We start from the raw sequence: 22780 nt of genomic DNA, 5'->3' as shown, positions 1-22780 counted from the left end.
GGAGGCGATGTAGGCAATGCGCGGGCGGCCGTAGATTACATAAAAGTTCGGGTGAAGGATTTAATGAAAAGCGGCATGAAGGGGTCTCGGGAAGTCTCTCGGAAGTCTCTCGGGAAGTCTCTCGGAAGTCTCTCGGGAAGAGACTCGGAGTAAGGACTCGCGCCCCACATCCATTTTAAATATTGTGAGCACTGCGGGCGCGTGGCCTTGACGGGGAGGGGCCCGCGTGAGATGCTGAGGAGTCGATCTTACAAGCGGCCGCGGGGGGCTCGCGCGGGCGGGGGGACAGGGCGGAGGCGGTCGCTGCGAGGGTGTGCGGTGAATCGTGAGTCGTGACGGGTGAAGGTCGCGCGGGGTCGCCTCCTCGCGCGCGGGTGGCACATTGTCGGACGAGAAACCTCGGCGCGTCGGCCTGCGGGAATGGGTCGACGCGGCCGAATCTGCTTGGGGAGTGTCATGCTGAAGCATCGTGTTGTGGCGGTCTTGGGGGTGTCGTGGGTCACTGCTTTCGCGTGCGACGTGGAGGGCGTGTCCGAACCGGCGGGGGTGGAGGCCGACGTCGCGCTGGACGACGCCGACGAGCCGCGTAGCGGGCTGACGCCGGCCGCGTTGCTGAAGCAGCTGCTGGTCGCGGAGGTGCGCGACCTGATCGAGGAGAACGGCATCGAGCCGCTCGAGCCGCCGCCGCCGGTGTCGGACGAGCTGTTCGAGCTCGGCGAGGCGCTCTTTTACGACAAGATCTTGAGCGGCAACCGCGACGTGTCGTGCTCGACCTGTCACCACCCGCGGCTCGCGACCACCGATCGGCTGACGATGAACCGCGGGGTCTACGGGGTCGGGATCGGGCCGCAGCGGGTCGGCGCGGCCGTGGGCGGGCGCACGACGCAGCCGCTGTGGAACCTGCACAAGCTGCAGAAGGGCCTGGCGGTCGACCACAAGGTCCCGCTCGCCGCCGACGGCTACGTGTATCCGCTCGGCGGGCCGTTCATCCCGTTCGCGTGGCAGGACGAGGCCTTCGACCCCGACATGAAGGCCGCGGCGGGGCAGGCGATGATGCCGGAGGTGACCGACCAGGAGATGCTCGGCTTCCCCGGCGACAACGACTTCACCGATGAATGTCCGCAGGATGACCCGCCGTTCGGGCTGGTGCTGTGCGCCTGGGGGAAGATGATGGAGCGCCTCGGCGCGGTCCCGGAGTACGTCGAGATGTTCGAGGCCGCCTATCCGGGGGTGGACTTCGAGGACATGCACTTCGCCTACGCCGGCAACGCGATCGCGGCCTACGAGTTCCGCGCGTTCTTCTCCGACGATACGCCGTGGGACCGGTTCGTCGGCCGCTTCGACCCGACCACCGGCGCGGTCACCCCCGGCGACGACGACGCGCTGACGCTGCAACAGCTGGCGGGTGCGCGCCGCTTCCTCGACCCCGACCTCGGCATTGCACGTCGTGTCACGCGGGCAACGCGTTCACCGACGAGGACTTTCACAAGACGCTGCAGCCGCAATTCGGGCCGGGCGACACGGTGCCGGGCGGCGACGGGCCGGGCGGGCTCGACGATTACGGGCGCATGCGACTGAGCGGGGACCCGGCCGACAAGTACGCGTGGCGCACGCCGCCGCTGCGCAACGTGATGCTGACCGGGCCGTGGGGCCGGCAGAGCCATTACAACGACATCAAGGACTTCCTCCGCCACTATCGCCTCCCGGTGCTGTCGCTGCTCGGCTACGACATCACCGAGAGCGTGGACGAGGTGGCGATGCACTCGCAGTTCCTCGAGAACCGGCAGGCGATCATCGCCGCCGGCGTCGACCCGCTGCTCTACACCGTGGACATCGGCGGACCGCTGGCGCTCGACAACCTGGTGCAGTTCCTGCACGCGCTCAGCGACGACAACGGGGCCGACTTCTCGCACCTGATCCCGGCCAGCGTGCCGAGCGGGCTGCCGGTCGACCCGTAAGCGGGGCGCGGAGTCGGACTTTCATGAAAACACCGGGCCGGCCGCGAGGGCGGCCCGGTGTTCGCATTTGCGACCGCGGCGAATGCTGGCAGCCGGCGGGCCGGCGGTCACAGCAGGCCGGGAATGATGAGGCTGGTGCGCGCCTTCCAGGCGGCGAACTCGGGGTAGCGAGCCAGCGAGGCGTCCTTCTTCAGCATGTTGGGCAGCCACACGCCGAAGAACATGGCGCCGAGCACGAGCATCGGCGCCCAGTGGCGCGAGAGCAGGCAGAAGCCGGCGTAGATGAGCAGCTCGCCGAGGTAATTGGGGTTGCGCGAGCGCGCCCACAGGCCGTCGGTGAGCAGGGTGCCGGGCGCGAGCTTCAGGTGCATGTGCTTCTGCATGTCGGCGCCGAAGTGGAGGAACACGCCGACGCCCCACATCGCCACGCACAGCGCGAGCAGCCACGGCGCGGCGTGGAGGTCGTCGCGGACGATGATCCACGGGCCGACCCAATAGAGCGTGAGCGTGAACCACGTCAAAAGGCCGTAGCCGCGGGTGACCTCCTGCTCCCATTGCTTGTCGGGGAAGCGGAGGCTCTTCCAGATCCACAAGAGCCCGTAGGTGCCGTGCAGGGCGAGGTAGATCCACGCGGTCTCGTTGTGCCAGGCGTCGTACGCGGCGATGAGGGCCAGGACGGCGAGGGCGGTGGCGCCCTTGTGGGTGTCGATGTAAAACTTGTGCTTCGGGCGCATGGCGGGGCCGGTGGCCGCGGATGGTAGCGATGCGGGCGCTTGACAGGGTGCGCGGCGCGTGAGACCTCAGGGGTGAAAACGCGCGCGAGGCGATCATGACGAAGCAAGCGGTCGGAGCCGGGGCGGAGCAGGTGCGGGCGCTGGCGCTCGCGTATCCCCAGACGGTCGAGGAGTTCCCGTGGGGCCACACGGCCGTGAAGGTCGGCGGCAAGGCGTTCCTGTTCATGGGCGGCGAGGGCGACACGCTGACGCTGTCGATGAAGCTGCCGGCCTCGCACGGCGCGGCGCTGCTGCTTCCGTTCGCGTCGCCGACCGGCTACGGGCTGGGGAAGAGCGGCTGGGTGACGGCGAGTTTTCCGAAGGACGCGGCGCTGCCGATCTCGCTGCTGGCGGAGTGGCTCGAGGAGAGCTACCGCGCGGTGGCGCCGAAGAAGCTGTCGGCGCTGGTAGAGCCGGGTGGCCCGAAGGGCATGTCTTCTGCGACAGGTGCGAAAGGACCTGGGCGTAAGGGCATGGCCGAAGGGGCAGGTATGGGGCGCGGGGGAAGAAGGCTGCGGAGGCGAAGCAGGCGGGCGCAACCGCGAAGGAGCTCGACCGCGTGAAGAAGGCCGGGGGAAAAGGCAGGCGCAACCGCGATGGCCCCCGCGAAGAAGGTCGGGGGGAAGAAGGCAGGCGCAACCGCGATGGCCCCCGCGAAGACGGTCGGGGGGAAGAAGGCGGCGACGAGAAAGGCCGGGGCGAAGCAGGCGGGCACAACCGCGAAGGAGCCCACTTCTGCGAAGAAGGCCGGCGCCCCCGCGAAGGAGCCCGCCCGCGCGAAGAAGGTCGGGGGGAAGAAGGCGGGCGCCACCGCGAAGGAGCCCGCACCCGCGAAGAAGGCCGGAGCCAAGAAGGCCGCGAGGCGGCGCGGCTGACCCTGCGTGTGTGAGATATGTCCTTGAAGACCCCTCTCGGGGGGCCGGGCGCCGTCTCGCGGCGTCGTCGCTCCTGAGTATGTCCCTTCGGACATATTGATATTCACGGCCTCACGGCATCGGCAGGCCGCAGATGCCCACGTGCTCGAAGCCCGGCGCCGCCTGGCCCTCCCCGGGCCAGGGCAGGCACTCCTGGTCCGCGCCGGGGCAGATGTTCGGCGCGTTCAGGTCGCAGACCGGCAGGCAGCAGCCTTCCTGGTCCGGGTCGCACTCGCTCGCCAGCCCTGGCAGCACACAGAAGAGGCCGGGGGCGCAGTCGTTGATGAACTCGCACGGGTCGAACACCTGGCGCTCCTCCCTGGCGTCGGGGACGCAGATGAAGCCGCCCGGAGGGTTCGCGTCGGGGAGGCACAGTTCGCCGCCCGGGCAGTCTTGCAAGAGGGGGTCGCACATCGGCAAGCACAGGAGCAGCACGCCGGAGCCGGACACGTGGCAGGTGGTCTTCGGCGGCGCGCACGACGGCGCTTCCGGTGAGCCGTCGCAGAAGGCGACGCACGTGCCCTCGAGGTCGTCGGACTCGTCGGGCCAGCACATCGAGTGCTTGGCGCACGTGTCCTCGCCGCTGGTCCAGGAGCCGATCGCCTGGCACGGTTCGCCGACGCCCGCGGGGTTCGGCGCGATCGGGGAGCACTTGGTGTCTTGCCACGAGCTGCCGCCGTCGCTCGCGTACGGCATGCACTTCTCGCCCGGGGGGCAGTCCTCGATCCACGGATCGCAGCCGGGCAGAGGCTGGTCGAACGGCAGGAGAAACGTCGCGCCCGTGTCGTCGCCGGCGGACGCGGAGGTGTCGGGCTCGCCGGTCGGCGACGGGCCCGTGGTGGTCGGCAGCGGCGGCGCCGTCGTGCTGCTCGTGACCGGAGCGGGGACCGTGGTCGCGCCGTCGCCCGTGGTCGTCGCGGCCGCGGAGGTGCCGCCGGTCTCGGTCGTCTGCTCATCGCCAGTCGGGCGCAGGACGCAGGCGACGAGGAGGAGGAGCGGGAGAGCACGGAGCGACATGATCAATGTCTCAAAAGACATGTTTTCCTCAAAAAGGACCAAACATGCTCACTGGGGCAGGCCGCACAGGCCGAGCTTCTCGAGCCCGGGCTTCGGCGGATCTTCGCCCCACCACGACAGGCACTCCTGGCCCTGGCCCGGGCAGGTGTTCGCCAGCGAGGTGTCGCAGAACGGCAGGCAGCAGCCGAGGGCCTGGGGGTCGCACTCGCCGGCCAGCTTCGGCTGCACGCAGTAGAGGCCGGAGTCGCATGTGTTGACATACTCGCACGGATCGAACACCTGACCCTCTTCGCCGCTGGCGTCGAAGATGCAGAGGAAGGCGCCGGGATCCACGGGGTTCGGGACGCACACGTCGTCGTCTGGGCAGTCCTGTTGCAGCGGGTCGCATCCGGCAGGCACAGGGTGATCACGCCCTCGGAGCTGAGGACGCAGGACGCGTTTGGATCGGCGCAGCCGGGCTGGTCGGGGCTGCCGGTGCAATAGGCGACGCAGGTGCCCTGGCCGTCGACCACGTCCCAGCACATGAGGCCCACGTCGCAGCTGTCCTCGCCGCTGACCGCCGAGCCGAACACTTCGCACGGCTCGTACAGGCCGTCGGGGTCGGGCACCACGTCGACGCACTTGAGGCTCTCCCACGCGAAGTCGCCGTCGCCCGAGTAGGCGTTGCACTTCTGGCCTTCGGGACAGTTCTGGACCCACTGGTCGCATTCCTCGCTGGCACCGCCGCCGTCGGGCGGCATGATGAAGCCCGCGGAGTCGCTGCTCGTGCTCGACGGGTCGAAGCCGGTGCTCGTCGAGGTGACGACCGGGTCGTCGCCCGGGCCGCTGGTCGGGCTCGGGGTGGCCGAGGTCGAGGTCGAGGTCGTGGTGGTGCCGGGCGCCGATGTCGTGCCGAGCGTGTCGCTGCCGGGGCCGTCGATCTCGGTGGCGCTGGTGTCGGAGTCGAAGGGGCGCGCGGTGCAGCCGATCAAGCTCAGCCACGCGAGGACGAGGCATGTCCCACGAGATATGTTTGAAAGACATGTCTTGAAAGACATGTCGAGCGGGCGTTCGCAGGAGGCGTGAGGTGGGATGGGACGGCGCTGCGGAGAACGCTCAAACTCATCATTCCGGCATACTATCCGATTAAAATTTCAAAAGATATAAAACTTTGGTTAGTTAAGGAAGTATTCGAGAGCGAAGTCGCGCATTGGCGTGCGCGTTACACCAACGGGATGACCTGTTTTAATGGTCATGTCATGCCGGAGTCACTGCGCCAGCTCGGCGAGGAACGCGGCGGCGACGGCGGCCGGGGACTGGCCGTCGCGGTCGACGGCCGCGTTCATGCGCCGCATCGCGGCCGCGTCGATGCGCCCGGCCAGCGCCTGCAGGGCGGTCAGCGCGTCCGGGTGGTCGGCGACGAGGCGGGGTCCGGCGAGCACCAGCGCGTCGTAGGGCGGCAGCGCGGCGCGGTCGTCGACCAGCGGCGTCAGGTCGTAGGCGTCGAGCCGGCCGTCGGTCGAGTAGGCCGCGATCACCTGCACCTCGCCGGTGCGGGCCGCCTCGTACAGCAGGGACGGGTCCATGCTGCGCTGCTCGGCGAACCGCAGGCCGTAGGTCGCCGTGAGCCCCTGCCACTCGGGGCGGTGGAACAGCTCGTAGTCGCCGCCGATCGTCCAGCCCGCGGCGTGGCCCGCGAGGTCGCCGATCCGCGCCAGCCCGAGCGCCTCGGCCTGGGCGCGCGGCAGCGCGAGTACGTAAGTGTTTTCAAAACCCAGCGCCGCGGCGACCGTCATCCCGTCGCGGGCCAGCGCCTCGCGGACTTCTTCCAACGCCTCCGCGCGCGAGCCGGGCGCGTCGGTGCGCCCGAGCAGCACCGCGCGCAGGGTGCCGACGTAATCGACATAGACGTCGATCTCGCCGCTGCGCAGGCCGTCGAACACCACGGTCGAGCCGAGCGACTCGAGGGTGGTCGTCGGCGTGGCGGCTACGCGCTCGAGCTGGCCGGCGACGATCCGGCTCAGCACGTACTGCTCGGTGAAGGGTTTGGCGCCGACCACCAGCGGCCGGGCCTCGGCGCGCAGCAGGCCGAGGAGCGGCGGCAGCGAGGCCGCGAGCGCGAGCGCCAGCAGCCCGAGCGCCCCGGCCCGGACCAGGCCGCGACGGCGCCGGCGGACGCCGCGCTCGAGCAGGCCGACGAGCGCGTCGAGCAGCAACGCCAGCGCCGCCGCGGCCGCGCAGCCGAGCAGGATCGCCGCGTAGTTGCGGGTCTGCAGCCCGCCGAAGATGTAGTAGCCGAGGCTCCTGGCGCCGACCGGCGTGGCCAGAGTCGCGGTGCCGACGGTCCACACCGCGGCGGTGCGGATGCCGGCGAGGATCACCGGCAGCGCCAGCGGCAGCTCGACCCGGCGCAGGCGCTCGCGCGGGGTCATGCCGACGCCGTCAGCGGCCTCGAGGAGCGACGCGTCGATCGTCGCCAGGCCGACCGCGGTGTTGTGCAAGATCGGCAGCAGGCTGTACACGAACAGCCCGAGCGCCGCCGGCAACCAGCCGATGCTCGGCGCCCCGACTGCCGCCAACGCCGGGACCATGAACGCCAACAGCGCCAGGCTCGGCACCGTCTGCAAGGCGCTCGCCACGGCCAGCACCGGCCGCGCCGCTCGCGGGTGCCGCGAGGCCCAGATCCCCAGCGGCACGCTGACGAGCACGCCGGCCAGCAGCGCGACCAGGCTGAGCTGCAGGTGCGCCGCCGCGTAGCCGGGCAGGGTCGGCAGCAGCTCGTTCACCGCGCCTCCGCGGTTTTTGTGAGACGCGGCCATCGGACGCGACGCAGCGCGGGCGAGGGCGAATCATGGGACTCACCCTCGGTTCGCACGGCCTGGATTGGCCATCGTGCGCGACGCAGCCGCGGCAGAGCCGAATCGCAGGGCCATGGATGGTGTGGCCATTGTGTGCGATGCGACGGCGAGGGCGAATCACGGGGTCCTGACTCGACTCGCGCGGCCTGGTATAGGCATTGGGCGCGGCGCGGCCGCGGGGCGGCCGAATCGCATGACCGTGCCTGGCTCGCCCGACTTCCGCGGCGCCGGCCCGGCGATGACGATTCACGAGACCGTTCCTCCGCGGTCCGTCCTGCGAGCCGCGACTGCGAGCCGCTCCGGGCTCGCGCCGGCCATGGAGAAATCCAGCGCTTCACGGCGCCTCCGCCAGCAGGCGGGCCCGGGCCGCCGCGGCCTGCTCGAGCGGCTCGGTCAGCAGCGCGCGCACCTCCGCGTCGGCTGGCGTATGGGCCAGCTCGCGGCCGCTGCCGACCTGCACCACCCGGCCGGCGCGCATCACCGCGATGCGGTCGCCGAGCAGCAGCGCCTCGACCACGTCGTGCGTCACGAACACGATCGTCAGGCCGAGCCGCGCGCGGAGGTTCATCAACGCCGTCTGCAGGAGCCCGCGCGTGCGGGGGTCGAGCGCGCCGAACGGCTCGTCGAGCAGCATCACCCGCGGCTCGGCGGCCAGCGCCCGCGCGACCGCCACGCGCTGCGCCTGGCCGCCGGACAGGGCCGCCGGCTCGCGCTCGCGGAACACCGCCGGGTCGAGCTCCACCATGGCCAGCAGCTCGTCGACGCGCGCATCGATCTGCGAGCGGGGCCAACCGAGCAGCGACGGCGTCACGCCGATGTTCTCCGCCACGGTCATGTGCGGGAACAGCCCCAGGCGCTGGAACACGTAGCCCACCCGGCGGCGCAGCAGCGGCCCCGGCAGCGCGCGCACGTCCTCGCCGGCCACGCACACGCGACCCGACGTCGGCTCGACCAGGCGGTTGATCGTCTTGAGCGCGGTCGTCTTGCCCGAGCCGGAGCCGCCGAGCAGCACCAGCAGCTCGCCCTCGGCCACCTCGAGCGAGACGTCGGCGATCGCCGTCACGGCGCCGTAGGTCTTGCGGACCTGTTCCAGCGCGATCATCGGCGTCGCGCTCACGCTCCTGTCGCTCCGGGTCGCACGCTCTGTTCAAACATATACCGCGCCTGCGCGCGCTCGCCAGCGTGACCGTCGACCGGCCTCGGCAGCTCGCGCGAGCTCTCAGGCGGGCGTCGGTGCCTGGGCCGACTCGCGCCGCAGGTCGCGCTCGACCGGCACGACCGCGAGGAGCCAGCTCGCCCAGGCCACGATCGCCGCGCCCCCCGGCGAACACGTAGACGCGGCCGACGATTGGGCGGACAGCGTGTCCCTCGAGACATGTTTTATAAGACATGTCCCGAAGTCGAAGCTCGTCCGGCCCCTCAGCGCGCGATCGTCCACTCCGCGCGCGACAGCACCGTCACCGCCCCGTCGTCGCCGCGGCCGAGCACCGTCTGCGTCACGGTCACGGCTGCCGGCAGCGACGGGTCGCGGCGCAGGGCCCAGCGGACCGCGCGCTGGACCTCGGCCGCGCTGGCCACCTCGCCGAGCACGTGCGCGCTGGCCGGCTTCTTGCGGCCGTAGCCCGCGCGGCCGAGCGTGCGAACGGGCGGGTCGTGCCACTCCGGGACGTGCAGGCGCAGGCGCTCCAGCGGCACCGGCGCTCCGCGCGGATCCTTCGCCTCGTAGACCGCCAGCCGCTCGATCGCCCGCGAGAACATCGACGGCAGCGAGAAGGATAGAGCTCGCGCACGATCGGTGGCACCACCAGCAAGAGCCCGGCCAGGCTGAGCACGAAGCCCCGTTCCCAGCGCGCTCCCGACTGCGTCGCCGCGTCTCCGGCCACGCGGCCGTTCTTCTCTCAAATGATAATGATTTTCAATGCTGAGAAACATCACGGCGCGCGCTCTTGACGCCATCGGCGCGGCTGTCGATCAATTTGAAATCAGTTTTCAATTTCCATCGGCGCTGCTGCTCCTCGCCATGCTGCTGACCGCGACCTTTGCGACCCCCGTTCACGGCGCCCCGCCGCGCCGCGAGCGGCGGCCTGACGTGCGGCCGCCGAAGGAGACCAAGACCGTCGTCGTGACCTCGGCGCGGACCGAGCAGGCGATCGGCGACGTCGCCGTCTCGACGCGGGTGGTCGACCGCGCGGCGATCGAGGCCTCGGGGGCGGAGTCGCTGGCGGGCATCCTCGAGGAGCAGCCGGGCCTCCAGATCTTGCGCAGCTTCGCGGGGGCCGGGGGGTCGGGATCCAGATGCAGGGCCTCGACGCCAAGTACGTGCTGATCTTGATCGACGGCCAGCGGGCGACGGGCAGGGTCGGCGGCGTCATCGACCTCGCGCGCTTTCCGGCCGAGGACATCGCCCAGGTCGAGATCGTCAAGGGGCCGGGCAGCTCGCTGTACGGCGCCGACGCGATCGCCGGCGTCATCAACATCATCACGCGGCGGGCGTCGCGGAAGCTCGAGCTCGACGCGCGGGCCCGCTACGGCAGCTTCCACACCTCCGACCTCAGCACCACGATCGGCGGCGCGCGCGGGCGCTGGAGCACCCGCTGGAGCGGCGGCTGGCACTACACCGCCGGCTTCGACCGCGACCGCAGCACCCCGTCGACCACCGGCAACGCCGGCCACGCCTTCAACGCCTCGCAGCGGACCGAGTTCCGCGTGCGCCGCGACGTGAACCTCGGCCTCACCGCCGACTTCCAGCGGCGCGACCTCCACGGCGTCGACAGCAACGCCGCCGGCGCGGTCTTCGATCGCAGCAACCTGACCCAGACCGCGTCGGTCAGCTTCATCCCCGAGATCACCTGGTCCGCGCCGGCGCGGCTGCGGCTCGTCGCCCACCTCGCATACTTCGACGATCACTACGTCCTCGATCAGCGCAAGTCGAACGCCCTCGATCAGGCCCAGCGCACCAAGGACACGCTCGGCCAGCTCGGCGCGCAGTATGATCATATGATCGCCGGCCGGCACCTGTTCAGCGCCGGCATCGAGACCCAGCTCGAGTACCTCTCGACCCCGCGGCTCGCCACCGCCTCGTCGGACCGCCAGCGGTTCGCGCTCTACGCCCAGGACGAGTGGAAGGTCGCCCTCAAGCCGCTCGTCATCGTCGTCCCCGGCGCGCGCCTCGACCTCGACTCGCAGTTCGGCGGCTACGGCTCGCCGCGCCTGGCGGTCCGCGTCGACCCGGCGGAGAGCCTCACGCTGCGCGCCAGCGCCGGCCTCGGCTTTCGCGCCCCGGCCTTCCGCGAGCTCTACCTCGCCTTCGCCAACCCGGCCGCCGGCTACCGCGTCGCCGGCAACCCCGACCTCAAGGCCGAGAAGGCGCGCAGCGCCACCGCCGGCGTGGCCTGGCGGATCTCCCCCGGCCGCACCCTCACCCTCGACTACTTCCACCACCGACTCAAGGACCTGATCGCCCTCGACGCGACCACCCTGATGCTCGGCTCCGACAACGCCTTCCAGTACATCAACGTCGGCGCCGCGCGCAGCCAGGGCGTCGAGGCGGCGCTGGCGATCAAGTTCACCGACGTGATCGACGCCGAGGTCAGCTACACCTTCACCGACGCCCGCGACCTCGAGCTGGGGCGGCGCTTGCCCGGGCGGCCGGCGCACCACTCGAGCGCGCGCCTGCGCTGGAAGCACCCGAGCTGGGGCACCTCGGCCCAGGTCCGCGCCGCGGTGTTCGGCAAGCAGTTCTATTACGCCGACAACGACGGCGACGGCGTCGAGGAGCCGCTGCGCGTGGCGCCGTACGCCAACGTCGACCTGCGCGTCGCCCAGGACATCCTCGGCGGCAAGCTCACCTTCTTCGCCGGCGTCGACAACCTGCTCGACGCCGGCGACGCCGCCTACTTGCCGCTCGTTCCCCGCCTGTTCTACGGCGGGATCTCGGCCCGGATCCGCACCGACCTGCCCAAAGGACACGTAAGCCATGACCCGCCCCCTGCTGCTCAGCCTGACGCTCGCCGCCTTCCTGCCCGCCTGCACCGAGAGCTCGCCCGCCGACACGACCGACGGCGACGAGCTGCCGACCGACGGCCCCGTCGTCACCGAGGACCTCGGCGACGGCAGCTACGAGTCGGTCATCGACTCGACCCGCGAGGAGGCGTGGACTTACTTCGACTTCGAGTCGAAGGGCAACGTCGAGCCCGCCGACCCCGCCGACGACGAGGTGTGGGACCTCGCGGCGCTGCGCTTCAACGTCAAGTCGAACGGCGGCACCTCGGGCAAGGGCGGGGTCGAGGTGGCGATCCTCGACGGCACGACTTTCGAGGCCGTCACCGCCGTGCCGACCGAAGGCTGGATCAGCGACGACGCCCAGGGCCCCGGCACCGGCGGCGAGATGGCCAACGTCGAACCCGGCTACGCCTTCGACAACTGGTTCGACTACAACATCATGGACCACACCCTCGCGCCCAAGGCCGACCGCGTGTACGTGGTCCGCACGCCCGAGGGCAATCACTACAAGCTCGAGATGCTCGGCTTCTACGACGAGGCCGGCACCCCCGGGTACGTCAGCTTCCGCTGGGCCGCGCTGCCCGCCGCGTGAACCCGATCCATAACTCCGACAGCCTGCGACGGACTCGCCATGCAACCTGCCACCCAGACCCCCTCGACCACCCTCGCCCACGCCTGGCGTGACCTCCGCGAAAGCGAGCCGAAGCTGCGGATCCGCGACGCCGCGGCCCGCCTCGGCGTCAGCGAGGCCGAGCTGCGCGCGACCGAGTGCGGCACCACCACGATCCGCCTCGTCGACGACTGGCCGGCCATCCTGCGCCGGCTGCCGCTGCTCGGCGAGGTCATGGCCCTGACCCGCAACGAGAGCGCCGTGCACGAGAAGATCGGCGAGTACACCGAGCCCGAGATCTCGGGGCCGCACGGGATCGTGCACGCGGCCGAGGGCCCGATCGACCTGCGGATCTTCCTGTCCAAGTGGGCCCACGGGTTCGCGGTCGACGAGGACGGCAAGCAGAGCCTGCACTTCTTCGACGCCCACGGCGACGCCGTCCACAAGGTCTACTCGAAGGAGAAGACCGAGCTGGCCGAGTACCGCATGCTGGTCGACATCTTCCGCGCGGAGGACCAGGGGCCGGCGATTCAGCTGACCCCGCGGCCGGCTCGCAAGGCAGACACGCCCGACGCGGAGATCGACGTCGCCGCGCTTCAGGCCGGTTGGCGGGACCTGCGCGACACCCACGAGTTCTTCGGCCTGCTGCGCAAGCACGGCGTGTCGCGCCTGCAGGCGATGCGCCTCGCCCCCGCGGGCTTCGTCCGCCCGGTCGACACGGACAGCATCGACCAGATTCTGAACGCCGCGGCGGCCAGCGAGCTGCCGATCATGATCTTCGTCGGTAATCCCGGGTGCATCCAGATCCACACCGGCCCCGTGCGCAAGATCGTGCCCATGGGCCCGTGGATCAACGTCCTCGACCCTGGCTTCAACCTGCACCTGCGCCGCGACCACGTCGCCCGCGCCTTCGTCGTCGACAAGCCGACCGACGACGGCGTGGTCACCTCGCTCGAGCTGTTCGACGCCCAGGGCGACAACATCGCCCTGCTGTTCGGCGAGCGCAAACCCGGCCGCCCCGAGCTGCCCGCCTGGCGCGAGCTGCTGAGCACGCTGCAGGCGCCTTCGGACATGTCCTGAGGGACATGTTCGGTGTGGTGGAGCACTGCGCGTCCGCCGCCGTTCGCGGGTGCGTCGTTCGGAGCATGCTTAAAGCATGTCGCGGGGGACATGTCAGTCGAGCCGGCGGCCGACCGCGTCCTCCGAGCATGTCTTCAAAAACATGTCACCGGGGACATGTCACTCGGCGAACGCGACCACCCACCAGTCGAACTGACCGTTTTCCGAGATGAATTCGTAGCCGGCCACCGTCACGCGGCCGGCCGCGTCGATCGCCACCTTTTGGCTGGTGAGCTGGGCGCAGGCGCGGCGGCCGACCTCGGCGCCGTCGGGGCCGAGGCGCAACACCTCCGGGGGCCCCTCGTCCGGCCTCCCGAGCACGGCCAGCTCCCCGGCCTCGTTCATGGCGATCGCGTCGATCGGGCGCCCGAGCTCCGTGCGGCTCTTCTCCCACGCGAGCGTGCCGTCGCTCGCGAATCGGGCCAGGGCGTGGTGCTGCTCGCCGACGACGACCCCGCCGGCGCCGTCCACTGCGAAGGTGCGATCGTCGAACGCCTCCTGACCCCACTCGACCTCCCACAGCAGCGCGCCGTCGGGCCCGAGCGTGCGCACCCACTTGGTCGACACCAGCGAGCCGACGCTGACGCCGGCCGCGTTGACCACGAAGGGCTGCATGAAGTCGGGGTTGGGCTGCTCCCAGACCACGGAACCATCGGCGTCGAGCTTGTGCAGCGACGCCGAGCGCGTGACGAGGACCGAACAGTCGGGGCCGGGGACCGGCGTGCCGATCACAAACCCGTCGCTCGCCGACGCGAACTCGACCTCCCACAGCAGGGAGCCGTCGAGCGCGTACTTGCGGACCCAGTCGCGCGGCCACTGCGGGCCGTTCTCCTGCACCTGCAGCACCACGTTGTCCTCGCCGTCGATGCCGCCCCAGCGGACGGAGTTGCCCGCAGACGCGACCTCGAGCGCGCCGACCTCGACGCCGTTCTCGTCGAGGTCGAGCACGCGGAACGCCTCGGCGCCGGGCACGGTCGCGCGCACGTGTCCGCGCGAATCGACGGCCAGGTCCCCGACCTCGTGGAACTTGGCGACGTCGTAGGCCCACCGCACGTCGGCGCAGCCGAGCTCCTCGCCGGCCCCGCCGCTCGTCGTGGGCGCGCCGGTCGAGGCCTCGCTGCTGCCCGTCGTGGGCCCGTCGGTCGCACCGTCGGTCGAGGCCTCGCCCGTCGAGGGCTCGGTCTCACCGGCCGTCGAGGCCGCGGTCTCACCGGCCGTCGCAGTCGTGCCGCCGCCCTGCGGATCGCACGCAAATAAGCCACCCATACCTATGAAAAAATAGCGCCTCGCCCTTTAAAATGACATGCGGCAACGATACGCGCCGACCTGCGGCCGCGCAAACCGGGCCGCGTCAGGTGTTGACGTTGACCGTGGCGCCGGTGATCGAGACGATCGCCCCGGCGGAGATCGTGATACCACCAGGTCCGATCTCGACGGTCGAGCCGCCGGCGGACAGGGTGATCGAGGCGGCGGTGATCGACAGGGCGCCGGCGACGTTGAGCGTGTCGCCGCCGCCGATGTTGGTGGTCCGCGCGGCGCCGACGTTGAGGTCGTGCGAGGCGGAGAAGGTCATGGTGGTCGCGCCGCCGACGTTGGTGGTGCTGCTGCCGCCGATGTTGGTGGTGCTGCTCGCACCCACGGTGGTGGTGCTGCCGCCGACGGTGGTGGTGCTGCTGCCGCCGCCGGTGACGCTCATGGCCCCGGACACGCTGAGGGTCATGCTGCCGCCGACGGTGGTCGATTGATTGGCGCCGATGGTCGACGATTGATTGGCGCCGACCGAGATCGTCTGGTTGGCGCCGACAAACTCGTTCTGCATCGACCCGACGGTGAGGGTCTGATTGGTGCCGACCGAGATCGTCTGGTTGTTGCCGACGGTGAGCGACTGGTCGACCCCGACGGTCATGGTCTCGTTGTTGCCGACGCTGGCGGTGCGGTCGACGCCGACGTCGTCCTTCTGGTGGCGGCCGACGTTGCTCGAGTCGTCGCGCCCGCTCTTGCGCGTGGTGTCGCGGATGACGTCGGTGTTCATGTCCTGCTGGCCGTGGATGAAGATCTCCTCGGCCCCGGCCGCGTCCTCGAAGCGGATCTCGTTCGAACCTCCGCCGCCCGGGCTGGAGTCGGACTTGATCGTGCTCTTGGTCTTCTCGAGCGGCAGGTCGTAGGGCGGCCGGTTCTGACCGTTGTAGACGCAACCGGTGACGACCGGGCGGTCGGGGTCGCCGTCGAGGAATTCGACCAGGACCTCCATGCCGACGCGCGGGATGAAGACCGAGCCCCAGGACGGGCCGGCCCACTTCTGGGCGACGCGGATCCAGCACGAAGCCGTGTCGTCGAACGGGGAGATCCGGTCCCAGTGGAAGTGGACCTTGATCCGCCCGTGCTCGTCGGTGTGGACCTCTTCGCCGGCCGGGCCGACGACGATCGCGGTCTGCGGACCGTGCGCCCGCGGCCGCGTCAGCGTCGGCTCCGGCCGCCACGGCACGTCGGCGGGGATCGCCTCGAACTCGTTGTCGTAGCGGGTCTCGCCGCGCGTGCTCGCGTACATGTCCTCTTCGGGCGCGGCGCCGCGGTGGCGCACGCGCACGAGCAGGTACTCGCGGTCGAGCTGCGCCTGCGGGTGGCCGACCAGCGGGAAGGTGTAGCCGGGCGTCAGCTCGGTGACGTCACCTGTCCCCAGTACACGCGGGTCTGGGCGGTCTGCTGCTCGAGCTTGCGCTTGGCCCGCTTGACGCCGTCGTCGCGGTGGAGCCGCATCGTCGTGGTCGAACACCTCGCGGTCGCGGCCGCGGAGGTCCTTCGACCGCCGCTCGCGCTGGTACGGCGAATCGCTGGGGTGCAGCCAGTCGAAGTCGCGCTGGGCGATCGAGGTGGTGCGCAGCGACCAGGTCGGGGTGAGGCTGTCGACGGCCTGGCGCAGGGCGGTGCCGGTCTGGCGCGCGAGGTAGTCGATCTTGTCGCGGCCGCCCTCGAGCGGCAGCGGCTTGCAGCGGTCGCTCTCGCCGGCCAGCACGAGGACCTCGGGCCCGCCGTTCACCGGGTGCTCGAAGTAGTAGAGGATGCCCTCCTCCTGCATGAGGCGCGCGGCGAACTCGAGGTCGGTCTCGCGGAACTGGACGCAGTACTCGCGCGGCTCGTAGGCGGCGGCGTCGAGGTCGAGGCGCAGGCGCCGACCCTCGAGCTCGAGGCCGGGCTCGAGCACCTGGCGGAGGATGTCGGGGACGCTCTGCTCCTGGAAGAAGCGGGTGTTGACGACCTGGCCGAGCAGCGCGAGCGCGGGCACGATGTCGACGGCGAGGACGAGGCGGTCGGTGACGACGCCGAGCTCCTGCATGCGGGCGACGACGCCGTAGACGGCCCGCGCCGCGACGTCGCGCTCGATGAAGAAGTCGCACTCGGCCCCGAGCAGCTGGCTCGGATCGACGGACACATCGTCGGTGAGGATCTCGAGGCGCAGGCGGTACGGCTCGGACAGCGACTCGACGAGGTCGAAGCGGCGGACGTGCCAGACGACCCCCTGGGTGCCCTTGCACGTGAAGCTGTAGCGCGTTGCAGCGAGCAGGCCGCTGCGGTCGTCCGAGGCGTGGTCGTTCATCGCGGCGCGGCTGCAGTGTTGCACGCGGGCGAGCGGCCGGCGAGCCGAAGTGAGGCGCGCGAGAGCGCGGCGCGGTCTCGATCGCGGCGGGCACGACGCGGCTGGTGTAGATTCGCGAGCGTGGCGCGACGGGTGGCGATCGCAGGGCGCTTCGGCGAGCAGTGGTGGTTCTCGGCCGGGCGCGGCGTGGGTGTGTCGCGCGAGCTCGCGGAGCGCACGGTCGACGCGCTGGCCTTCACACCGGACACAGCCGCGGCGTTGCGCGGGCTGCTGTACGCGACCGCGGCGATCGACGCTTCGCGGCTGGAGCGCGCCGGGCTGCGGCGCGTGCTGGTCGATCTGCTGACGCGCGGGCAGCTGGCTCACGAACGCGAGGCGACGGCGCGCGAGTCCGGTCAGGCGGGCCGCGGCGCCGCCGAACGGACGCCCGAAGAGGCCGACACGCAGCTGGTCGAGACCGACTGGATCGGGCTCGAGCTGGTCGACGCGAACGGCGCGGCGGTGGCGTGGGAGCCCTACGTGATCGAGCTGCCCGACGGGAGACAATTGCGCGGCTCGCTCGGCGTCGACGGCAAGGCGGTCGTGCGCGGCCTGCCCGCGGGGACGTGCAAGATCACCTTCCCGCGGCGCGGCGCGAACATGTGGTCCGCGGCCGAGTGATTGTGGGCAGCGGGGGACGGCGAGCGCGGATACGGCGAGCGGGCCGGCGAGCGGCGAATGTGAGCACGAGCGCCGCGAGTGATGATTGTGAGCAGGCGGGCGCGTTACGCCCGCGGGCGCGGCCCGTGACGATCGCCCGTGGCGAGCCCGCCCGCGGGGGCGAAGCGCGTTATGTCGCGGCGGCGGAGGTCTTCACGGGCCGCTGGCTGCAGGCGACGCGAGGAGATGAGGATCTCCGCGGAGCCGTCGGCCGAGGGGCGGTGGTCTCGTTAGATGTCTCAAAGGACATGTCCTTGGAGACATTTCCCGATTCGGCGGCGGATCGCGCGGTTTCGCCGGGCGCGGAGGCGCTCGCGCGGGCGGGCCCAGGTGCACGGGCGCGCGGGCGGCGGTCCGGCTTGTCGCCGACGGGTCCGGGCGGATACCGTGGCGGGGCGATGGCGAGTCACCGGGTGGCGCAGGGGGAGTGCGTCGGCAGCATCGCGGCGCGCCTGGGCGTCGACTGGCGGGAGGTCTGGGACCACCCGAACAACGCGGCGCTGCGCGAGCGGGCCCGCGACCCGAGCGCGTTGCTGCCGGGCGACGCGCTGTTCGTGCCGGAGCCGGCGGCCCGGTGGGAGGCGCGGGCGACCGGCGCCTCGCACAAGTTCAAGCTGGCGCCTGCGGCCGCGGAGGTGCGGCTGCGCTTCGTCGAGGGCGACGAACCGGTGGCTGGCGCTTCGTACAGGTTCTTTGTGACAGGTATGGAAGAACCTGTCCGCGAGGGCAAGACCGACGGCGACGGTCGGCTGGTCGAGGCGATCGGCAGCGACGCGACCGAGGCGGTGGTCGAGTTCCCCGAGCGCAAGCGGATGTACCGGCTGCGCCTCGGGCACCTCGACCCGGTGGGCGAGGTCTCGGGGGCGCAGGCGCGGCTCGGCCAGCTCGGCTTTTACCACGGGCGCGTCAGCGGCGAGCTCGACGACGCGACCGCGCTGGCGCTGTGGGGGCTGCAGCTGCGCGAGGGCCTGCCGGCGACCGGCGAGCTCGACGCGGCCACGCAGGCCAAGCTGCGCGAGCTCTACGGGATGTGAGGAGGACGCGTGCTGCGCCTGTGTGACCCGTATGCAGTGGAGGTCCCCGACGACCTGGCCGACCGCACCGGCTACGTGTTCGAGGAGGCCGGCGGCGGCGAGGCCGATCGTTTGACGATCGAGGTCGAGGAACTGCCGGCCGACGTGCGCCCGGCCGACCTGATCGCGGCCAACCGCAAGAGCGCCGCGCGGGCGCTGGGCGGCGACCCGGGATGGCCCGAAGGACAGGTCATGACCGGGCTCGGGCCGGCCCACACCCTGGCGATCACCGACCCGGAGATCGCCGGCGGCGTGTGGGTGGCGGCGCTGCGCGACGATCGCGGGCGGATGTGGACGCTGCGCTTCGAGAGCGCGCGCGAGTGGGCCGACACCGTGTTCCTCGCGCTCGTCGCGGCGGTCGGCGGCGGCTCGCTGCCGCCGGGCTGGGCCGAGCGGCGGGCCCACGGGGTGCCGCTGGCCCTGCCGACCTGGCTGCGGCCGCCGCGGGTGTACCGGTTCGCGACCGCCGACGAGCGGGTGACATGTATCTTGGACCAGGGCACTTCGGACATGCCCGGAGAGACAGAGTTCGAGGCGTGGGGCGAGCCGGCCCCGGGCGAGCTGCTGGTGGTCCACCCGCTCGGCGCCGGGACCACCGCGCTGGCCGGCGCGGAGGCGGCGTGGGGCCAGTGGCGGCTCGACCGCTGCGACCCGTACGGGACGGTGCTGGGCTCGACGTTCGCGCGGGTGGCGGCGGCGCCGGGGCTGTCGCTGCGGCTCGTGGTGGTCGAGCGCGAGGTCGAAACGATCGGCGGCGCGGGCTTTTCGGCGATGGTCGCCAGCGTGGCGCGGCACTGAGGAGGGGAGGATGGCGGAGGACCAGCTGACGGTGCGCGAGATCGAGGCCGCGCGGATCTTCGAGCAGGGCAAGGAGAACACGCTGCGCTCCGGCAAGCCGCTGCCGATCGTGTTCGTGCCGGGGGTGATGGGCTCGCGCATGCGGCTCACGGCGCACAACGAGCTGTGGGACCCCGACAGCAAGAAGAACTTGATCGGCTGGTCGATGCGCTCGGCCGAGCGGGCCGCCGAGCTGCTCAGCGTCCACACCGGGATGGCGGAGATCCTCAGCGACCCGATCGCGTGGGACAAGGACCTCGAGAAGATCTGGCGCGCCGTCGACCCGAACGGCGACCCCGGCTTCTACGGCCGCCAGCGCGGCTGGGGCGGGGTGTCGCAGGGCTATTACTACGCGATCCTCAAGGCGCTCGAGGTCGCGTTCAACAGCGGGGCCTACGCCCCGGGCGAGCACCCGGTGTACGCGTTCGGCTACGACTGGCGGCGCACGGTCTCCAACGGCGCGACCCTGCTGGCCCGGCGGATCCGCCACGTCCTCGACAAGCACGGCGTCGACAAGGTCTTGCTGGTGACGCACAGCATGGGCGGCCTGGTGGCCCGCTACGCCTGCGCGCCGGCCGGGTGCGGGGTCGCGAACCTGGTCAAGGGCGTGGTCCACGTGGTCCAGCCGTGCAACGGCGCGGTGGTGGCCTACCGCCGGTTCGTCGAGGGCCTCGGCAACGAGAAGGCGACCGGGCTCGAGGGCAAGATCTTCGCCGGCATCCTCGGCGGGACCTGGTGGGGTTACACGATGATCATGAGCGGCACCGAGGGGCCGCTGCAGCTGATGCCGAACCAGGTCTACGAGGGCTGGCTCACCGGTCCTTCGGGACAGGTGGTGCCCGCGGCCGGCATCTACGGCCAGTACCTCGACGGCTCGCCGCGCAGCGTGGTGCCCGAGCTGCCGGTGGCCGACCTGCAGACGCTGCTGGGCGAGGGCTTCGGCGACGCGCCCGACGCGTTGACGCGGGCCGCGGAGGCGCGCCTCGTCGAGCTCGACGACGAGTGGAACGGCCGCTTCCCCGAGTTCCACGAGATGCGGCTGCGCGCCGACCGGGCCCGCGCCGCGCGGGCGCTCGGGCGCTGGGACGCCTACCGCGCGACGCTGCGGTCGGGGGTCGGGTGCGCGCAGGCGCTGCACCGCATGCTGGCCGGCTACGCGCACCCGCGCACCTTCATGCTGTACGCCGCGGGGATGCCGACCGAGACCGCGTACCGCTGGGACCTGCCGACCGGGCGCCGCGCGGTGCCGGTGGCCGGCGGCGGCGACGGCACGGTGCCGATCGTCAGCGCCCAGGGCCTCGACGCCGGCGTGAGCGGACAGTGGGCCGGGGCCGGGCCGCCGCGGCTCGCGCTCGCCGAGGACGTCGGGGCGCACGAGCACTCGACCTGCTTCGTGCCCGACGTCAATCAACGGGTGGCGCGGCGGATCGAGGCGCTGCGCCTGTTGCCGTGACGTCGCGGCGTCGGGGGCGCAGGCGCCGCGCGCGGGAGGCCGCCGGCATCGGGTGATACGCGATCGCGACCGTGGCGCGATCGTGACACTCGCGCATGGACGGGCGGGGCCCGGCCGTGGCAGCCTTCGAACACGCCATGGAGCTCACCGCGCTGATCGCCGCCCTCTCGGACCCCCGCGCTTCGGGCGCGCCGAGGGGGTCCGGGTCGAGGTGGTCCAGACCCACGTCTCGGTGGTGTTCCTGGTCGAGGACGACGTCTACAAGCTGAAGAAGCCGGTCGACCTCGAGTTCCTCGACTACTCGACGCTGTCGCGCCGCCGCCACTTCTGTCAGCTCGAGGTGGAGCTCAACCGCCGGCTGGCGCCCGACGTGTACTTTGGGACATTGCCCGTGGTACAGGTCGACGAGCAGGTGCGGGTCGGCCGCGAGCTCGACGAGGGCGGCGACCTCGAGGTGATCGACTGGGTGGTCCACATGCGGCGGCTGCCGGACGCGGCGCGGCTCGGCGCGCGCGTGGCCGCCGGCGAGGCCGACGCGGCCCTGATGCAGCGGCTCGGCGCGACGATCGCCGGCTTCCACGCCAGGGCGCGGCGCGGGCCGGCGGTGTCGGCGTGGGCGACGTTCGCGGCGGTGGCCGGCAACTGCCGCCAGAACTTCGTGCAGCTGGCCGGGCTCGGGGTGGTGACGGAGCAGCTGCTGACGCGCGTCGAGCGGGCCACCGAGGAGGCGCTGGCGCGCGGGCACGCGGCGATCGACGGCGCGCGCGCCGGCACGTGCCGCGCGACACCCACGGCGACCTGCGGCTCGAGCACGTGTACTGGTTCCCCGAGCGCGAGGGGCCGGACGACCTGGTGGTGATCGACTGCATCGAGTTCGGCGAGCAGTTCCGCTGCGCCGACCCGGTGGCCGACCTGGCGTTCCTGGTGATGGACCTGCGCGAGGCCGGCCGGCGCGACCTGGCCGACGCGCTGGTCGAGGGCTACTTCGCGGTCACGCCCGACGACGAGGCGAGCGAGGGCCGCGCGCTGCTGCCGCTGTACGTCGCCTACCGCGCGACGGTGCGGGCCAAGGTCGAGGCGTTCAAGGCGCGCGAGCCGGAGGTGCCCGAGGCCGAGGCGCGCGCGGCCCAGGCGCGCGCGCGTCGCTACCTGCTGCTGGCGCTGCGCGAGCTGCAAGCGCCCGCGCTGGCCCCGTGCCTGCTGCTGGTGATGGGCCTGCCCGGGACCGGCAAGTCGACGCTGGCCCGCGCCCTGGCCGGCGAGGGCTTCTCGTGGGTCCGCTCCGACGCGGTCCGCAAGCAGCTCGCCAACCTGCCCAGCGAGGCCCCGGCCGACCCGTCGGTGTACACGCCGGCCTGGAACGAGCGCACCTACGCGGTCTGCCGCGAGCTGACCGAGGCCCGCCTGTCCGAGGGCGAGCGCGTGGTCGTCGACGCCAACTTCAAGCAGGACTCGCAGCGCGCGCCGTTCGTCGAGCTGGCCGCCGACCTCGGCGTGCCGGCGCAGATCCTCGTGGTCACCGCCGACGATCCGACGATCCGCGAGCGCCTGTCCCGCAGGACAGGCGACGTCTCGGACGCCGACGTGTCGGTGTACCTGCAGGCGCGGGCCGCGTGGCAGCCGCTGCGCCCCGAGCACGCGGCGATCGCCGCGGAGATCGACGGCGCCGGGCCGCCCGAGGAGGTGCTGCAGCGGGCCCTGCAGCAGCTGCGCGCGGCCGGGTTGTGGTAGCGGCTGTCCCCGGGGACATGTGATTGCGCGCCTGCGCGCCCCGCGCGCGCCGACGAACGTTGTCAAGCCGGAGCGCCGATGGTCTAGTGGGGCCATGCGAAGGGCACGGCTGGGGCGCTGCTGATCGGCGCGGCGGCGGCGGGAGGTTGCGCGAAGGGGAGC

At 71.6% G+C, this 22780-nt stretch carries 23 protein-coding genes and 1 pseudogene; 15 read left to right on the top strand and 9 right to left on the bottom strand.

Features of this window, described 5'->3' with window-relative positions; translation table 11 throughout:
* Positions 1-456: 456 nt before the first annotated feature.
* Complete coding sequence (locus OV079_RS32620; RefSeq protein WP_267773098.1) at positions 457-1578, top strand: cytochrome-c peroxidase; 1122 nt, start codon at positions 457-459, stop codon at positions 1576-1578.
* Positions 1569-1958, top strand: a complete 390-nt coding sequence (locus OV079_RS32615; RefSeq protein ID WP_267773096.1) for a hypothetical protein — start codon at positions 1569-1571, stop codon at positions 1956-1958. The genes OV079_RS32620 and OV079_RS32615 overlap by 10 nt, the downstream gene beginning before the upstream one ends.
* A 107-nt stretch (positions 1959-2065) precedes the next feature.
* Here the strand turns inward: OV079_RS32615 and OV079_RS32610 are convergent, their stop codons facing one another.
* The gene (locus OV079_RS32610) at positions 2066-2692 is read right to left on the bottom strand and encodes a DUF1295 domain-containing protein (RefSeq protein ID WP_267773095.1); all 627 of its coding nucleotides are present in this window, start codon (positions 2690-2692) and stop codon (positions 2066-2068) included.
* A gap of 95 nt (positions 2693-2787) precedes the next feature.
* Here OV079_RS32610 and OV079_RS32605 point away from each other — a divergent pair, with 95 nt between their 5' ends.
* Positions 2788-3294, top strand: a complete 507-nt coding sequence (locus OV079_RS32605; RefSeq protein ID WP_267773094.1) for an MmcQ/YjbR family DNA-binding protein — start codon at positions 2788-2790, stop codon at positions 3292-3294.
* 33 nt (positions 3295-3327) lie between these two features.
* A complete protein-coding gene (locus OV079_RS32600) occupies positions 3328-3606 on the top strand; it encodes a hypothetical protein (RefSeq protein WP_267773093.1) in 279 nt (92 codons plus the stop codon).
* A 111-nt stretch (positions 3607-3717) separates the two neighbouring features.
* On the opposite strand, the gene OV079_RS32595 is transcribed toward OV079_RS32600, so the two are convergent.
* Together OV079_RS32595 and OV079_RS32590 are read right to left on the bottom strand one after the other, a co-directional pair.
* A complete protein-coding gene (locus OV079_RS32595; protein WP_267773091.1) occupies positions 3718-4662 on the bottom strand; it encodes a ribulose phosphate epimerase in 945 nt (314 codons plus the stop codon).
* Between the two features lie 48 nt (positions 4663-4710).
* Positions 4711-4995, bottom strand: a complete 285-nt coding sequence (locus tag OV079_RS32590) for a hypothetical protein (RefSeq protein WP_267773090.1) — start codon at positions 4993-4995, stop codon at positions 4711-4713.
* Positions 4996-5325: 330 nt separating this feature from the next.
* Here OV079_RS32590 and OV079_RS32585 point away from each other — a divergent pair, with 330 nt between their 5' ends.
* Positions 5326-5727 carry a hypothetical protein gene (locus tag OV079_RS32585; protein WP_267773089.1) on the top strand — a complete coding sequence of 134 codons (402 nt, stop codon included), beginning with the start codon at positions 5326-5328 and terminating at the stop codon, positions 5725-5727.
* A 182-nt stretch (positions 5728-5909) separates the two neighbouring features.
* On the opposite strand, the gene OV079_RS32580 is transcribed toward OV079_RS32585, so the two are convergent.
* The 4 genes from OV079_RS32580 to OV079_RS32565 form a co-directional block, all read right to left on the bottom strand.
* Positions 5910-7427, bottom strand: a complete 1518-nt coding sequence (locus OV079_RS32580) for an ABC transporter permease/substrate-binding protein (protein WP_267773088.1) — start codon at positions 7425-7427, stop codon at positions 5910-5912.
* Between the two features lie 406 nt (positions 7428-7833).
* Positions 7834-8616: an ATP-binding cassette domain-containing protein gene (locus tag OV079_RS32575; RefSeq protein ID WP_267773086.1), complete on the bottom strand. Its 783-nt coding sequence runs from the start codon at positions 8614-8616 to the stop codon at positions 7834-7836.
* 102 nt (positions 8617-8718) lie between these two features.
* Positions 8719-8937 (bottom strand): hypothetical protein, encoded by a 219-nt coding sequence (locus tag OV079_RS32570; protein WP_267773085.1) that lies wholly within the window; start codon positions 8935-8937, stop codon positions 8719-8721.
* A complete protein-coding gene (locus OV079_RS32565) occupies positions 8919-9257 on the bottom strand; it encodes a hypothetical protein (RefSeq protein WP_267773084.1) in 339 nt (112 codons plus the stop codon). Before OV079_RS32565 ends, OV079_RS32570 begins: the two co-directional genes overlap by 19 nt.
* A gap of 262 nt (positions 9258-9519) precedes the next feature.
* On the opposite strand from OV079_RS32565, the gene OV079_RS32560 reads away from it, so the two are divergent.
* The 4 genes and pseudogenes from OV079_RS32560 to OV079_RS32550 all read left to right on the top strand — a co-directional run bounded on the left by OV079_RS32560 (position 9520) and on the right by OV079_RS32550 (position 13191).
* Positions 9520-9825, top strand: a complete 306-nt coding sequence (locus OV079_RS32560; RefSeq protein ID WP_267773083.1) for a hypothetical protein — start codon at positions 9520-9522, stop codon at positions 9823-9825.
* Positions 9795-11360, top strand: a pseudogene (locus tag OV079_RS32555) (TonB-dependent receptor plug domain-containing protein); the annotation flags it as partial. The gene OV079_RS32560 and the pseudogene OV079_RS32555, both read left to right, overlap by 31 nt.
* 115 nt (positions 11361-11475) lie before the next feature.
* A complete protein-coding gene (locus OV079_RS58965; protein ID WP_420829556.1) occupies positions 11476-12093 on the top strand; it encodes an HmuY family protein in 618 nt (205 codons plus the stop codon).
* Positions 12094-12132: 39 nt separating this feature from the next.
* On the top strand, positions 12133-13191 hold the full coding sequence (locus OV079_RS32550; RefSeq protein ID WP_267773081.1) for a hemin-degrading factor: 1059 nt from the start codon (positions 12133-12135) through the stop codon (positions 13189-13191).
* 159 nt (positions 13192-13350) lie between these two features.
* On the opposite strand, the gene OV079_RS32545 is transcribed toward OV079_RS32550, so the two are convergent.
* Together OV079_RS32545 and OV079_RS32540 are read right to left on the bottom strand one after the other, a co-directional pair.
* Complete coding sequence (locus tag OV079_RS32545) at positions 13351-14496, bottom strand: hypothetical protein (protein WP_267773080.1); 1146 nt, start codon at positions 14494-14496, stop codon at positions 13351-13353.
* Between the two features lie 85 nt (positions 14497-14581).
* Positions 14582-16825 carry a type VI secretion system Vgr family protein gene (locus tag OV079_RS32540; protein WP_267773079.1) on the bottom strand — a complete coding sequence of 748 codons (2244 nt, stop codon included), beginning with the start codon at positions 16823-16825 and terminating at the stop codon, positions 14582-14584.
* Between OV079_RS32540 and OV079_RS32535 the strand changes: the two genes are divergently transcribed.
* The 6 genes from OV079_RS32535 (at position 16814) to OV079_RS56400 (ending at position 22618) form a co-directional block, all read left to right on the top strand.
* Positions 16814-17485, top strand: a complete 672-nt coding sequence (locus OV079_RS32535; protein WP_267773078.1) for a hypothetical protein — start codon at positions 16814-16816, stop codon at positions 17483-17485. The genes OV079_RS32540 and OV079_RS32535 overlap by 12 nt on opposite strands.
* Positions 17486-17922: 437 nt before the next feature.
* Positions 17923-18558 (top strand): peptidoglycan-binding domain-containing protein, encoded by a 636-nt coding sequence (locus OV079_RS32530; RefSeq protein ID WP_267773076.1) that lies wholly within the window; start codon positions 17923-17925, stop codon positions 18556-18558.
* A 9-nt stretch (positions 18559-18567) separates the two neighbouring features.
* A complete protein-coding gene (locus OV079_RS32525; RefSeq protein ID WP_267773075.1) occupies positions 18568-19395 on the top strand; it encodes a hypothetical protein in 828 nt (275 codons plus the stop codon).
* A gap of 10 nt (positions 19396-19405) precedes the next feature.
* On the top strand, positions 19406-20887 hold the full coding sequence (locus OV079_RS32520) for an esterase/lipase family protein (protein WP_267773074.1): 1482 nt from the start codon (positions 19406-19408) through the stop codon (positions 20885-20887).
* 211 nt (positions 20888-21098) lie between these two features.
* Positions 21099-21746: a hypothetical protein gene (locus OV079_RS32515; RefSeq protein ID WP_267773073.1), complete on the top strand. Its 648-nt coding sequence runs from the start codon at positions 21099-21101 to the stop codon at positions 21744-21746.
* Complete coding sequence (locus tag OV079_RS56400) at positions 21662-22618, top strand: AAA family ATPase (RefSeq protein ID WP_267773072.1); 957 nt, start codon at positions 21662-21664, stop codon at positions 22616-22618. The genes OV079_RS32515 and OV079_RS56400 overlap by 85 nt, the downstream gene beginning before the upstream one ends.
* Positions 22619-22780 lie beyond the last annotated feature (162 nt).

The organism is Nannocystis pusilla (assembly GCF_026626665.1).
In the GTDB taxonomy this organism is placed as follows: Bacteria; Myxococcota_A; Polyangia; order Nannocystales; family Nannocystaceae; genus Nannocystis; species Nannocystis pusilla.
This window is presented reverse-complemented; position numbering and strand designations above follow the sequence as displayed.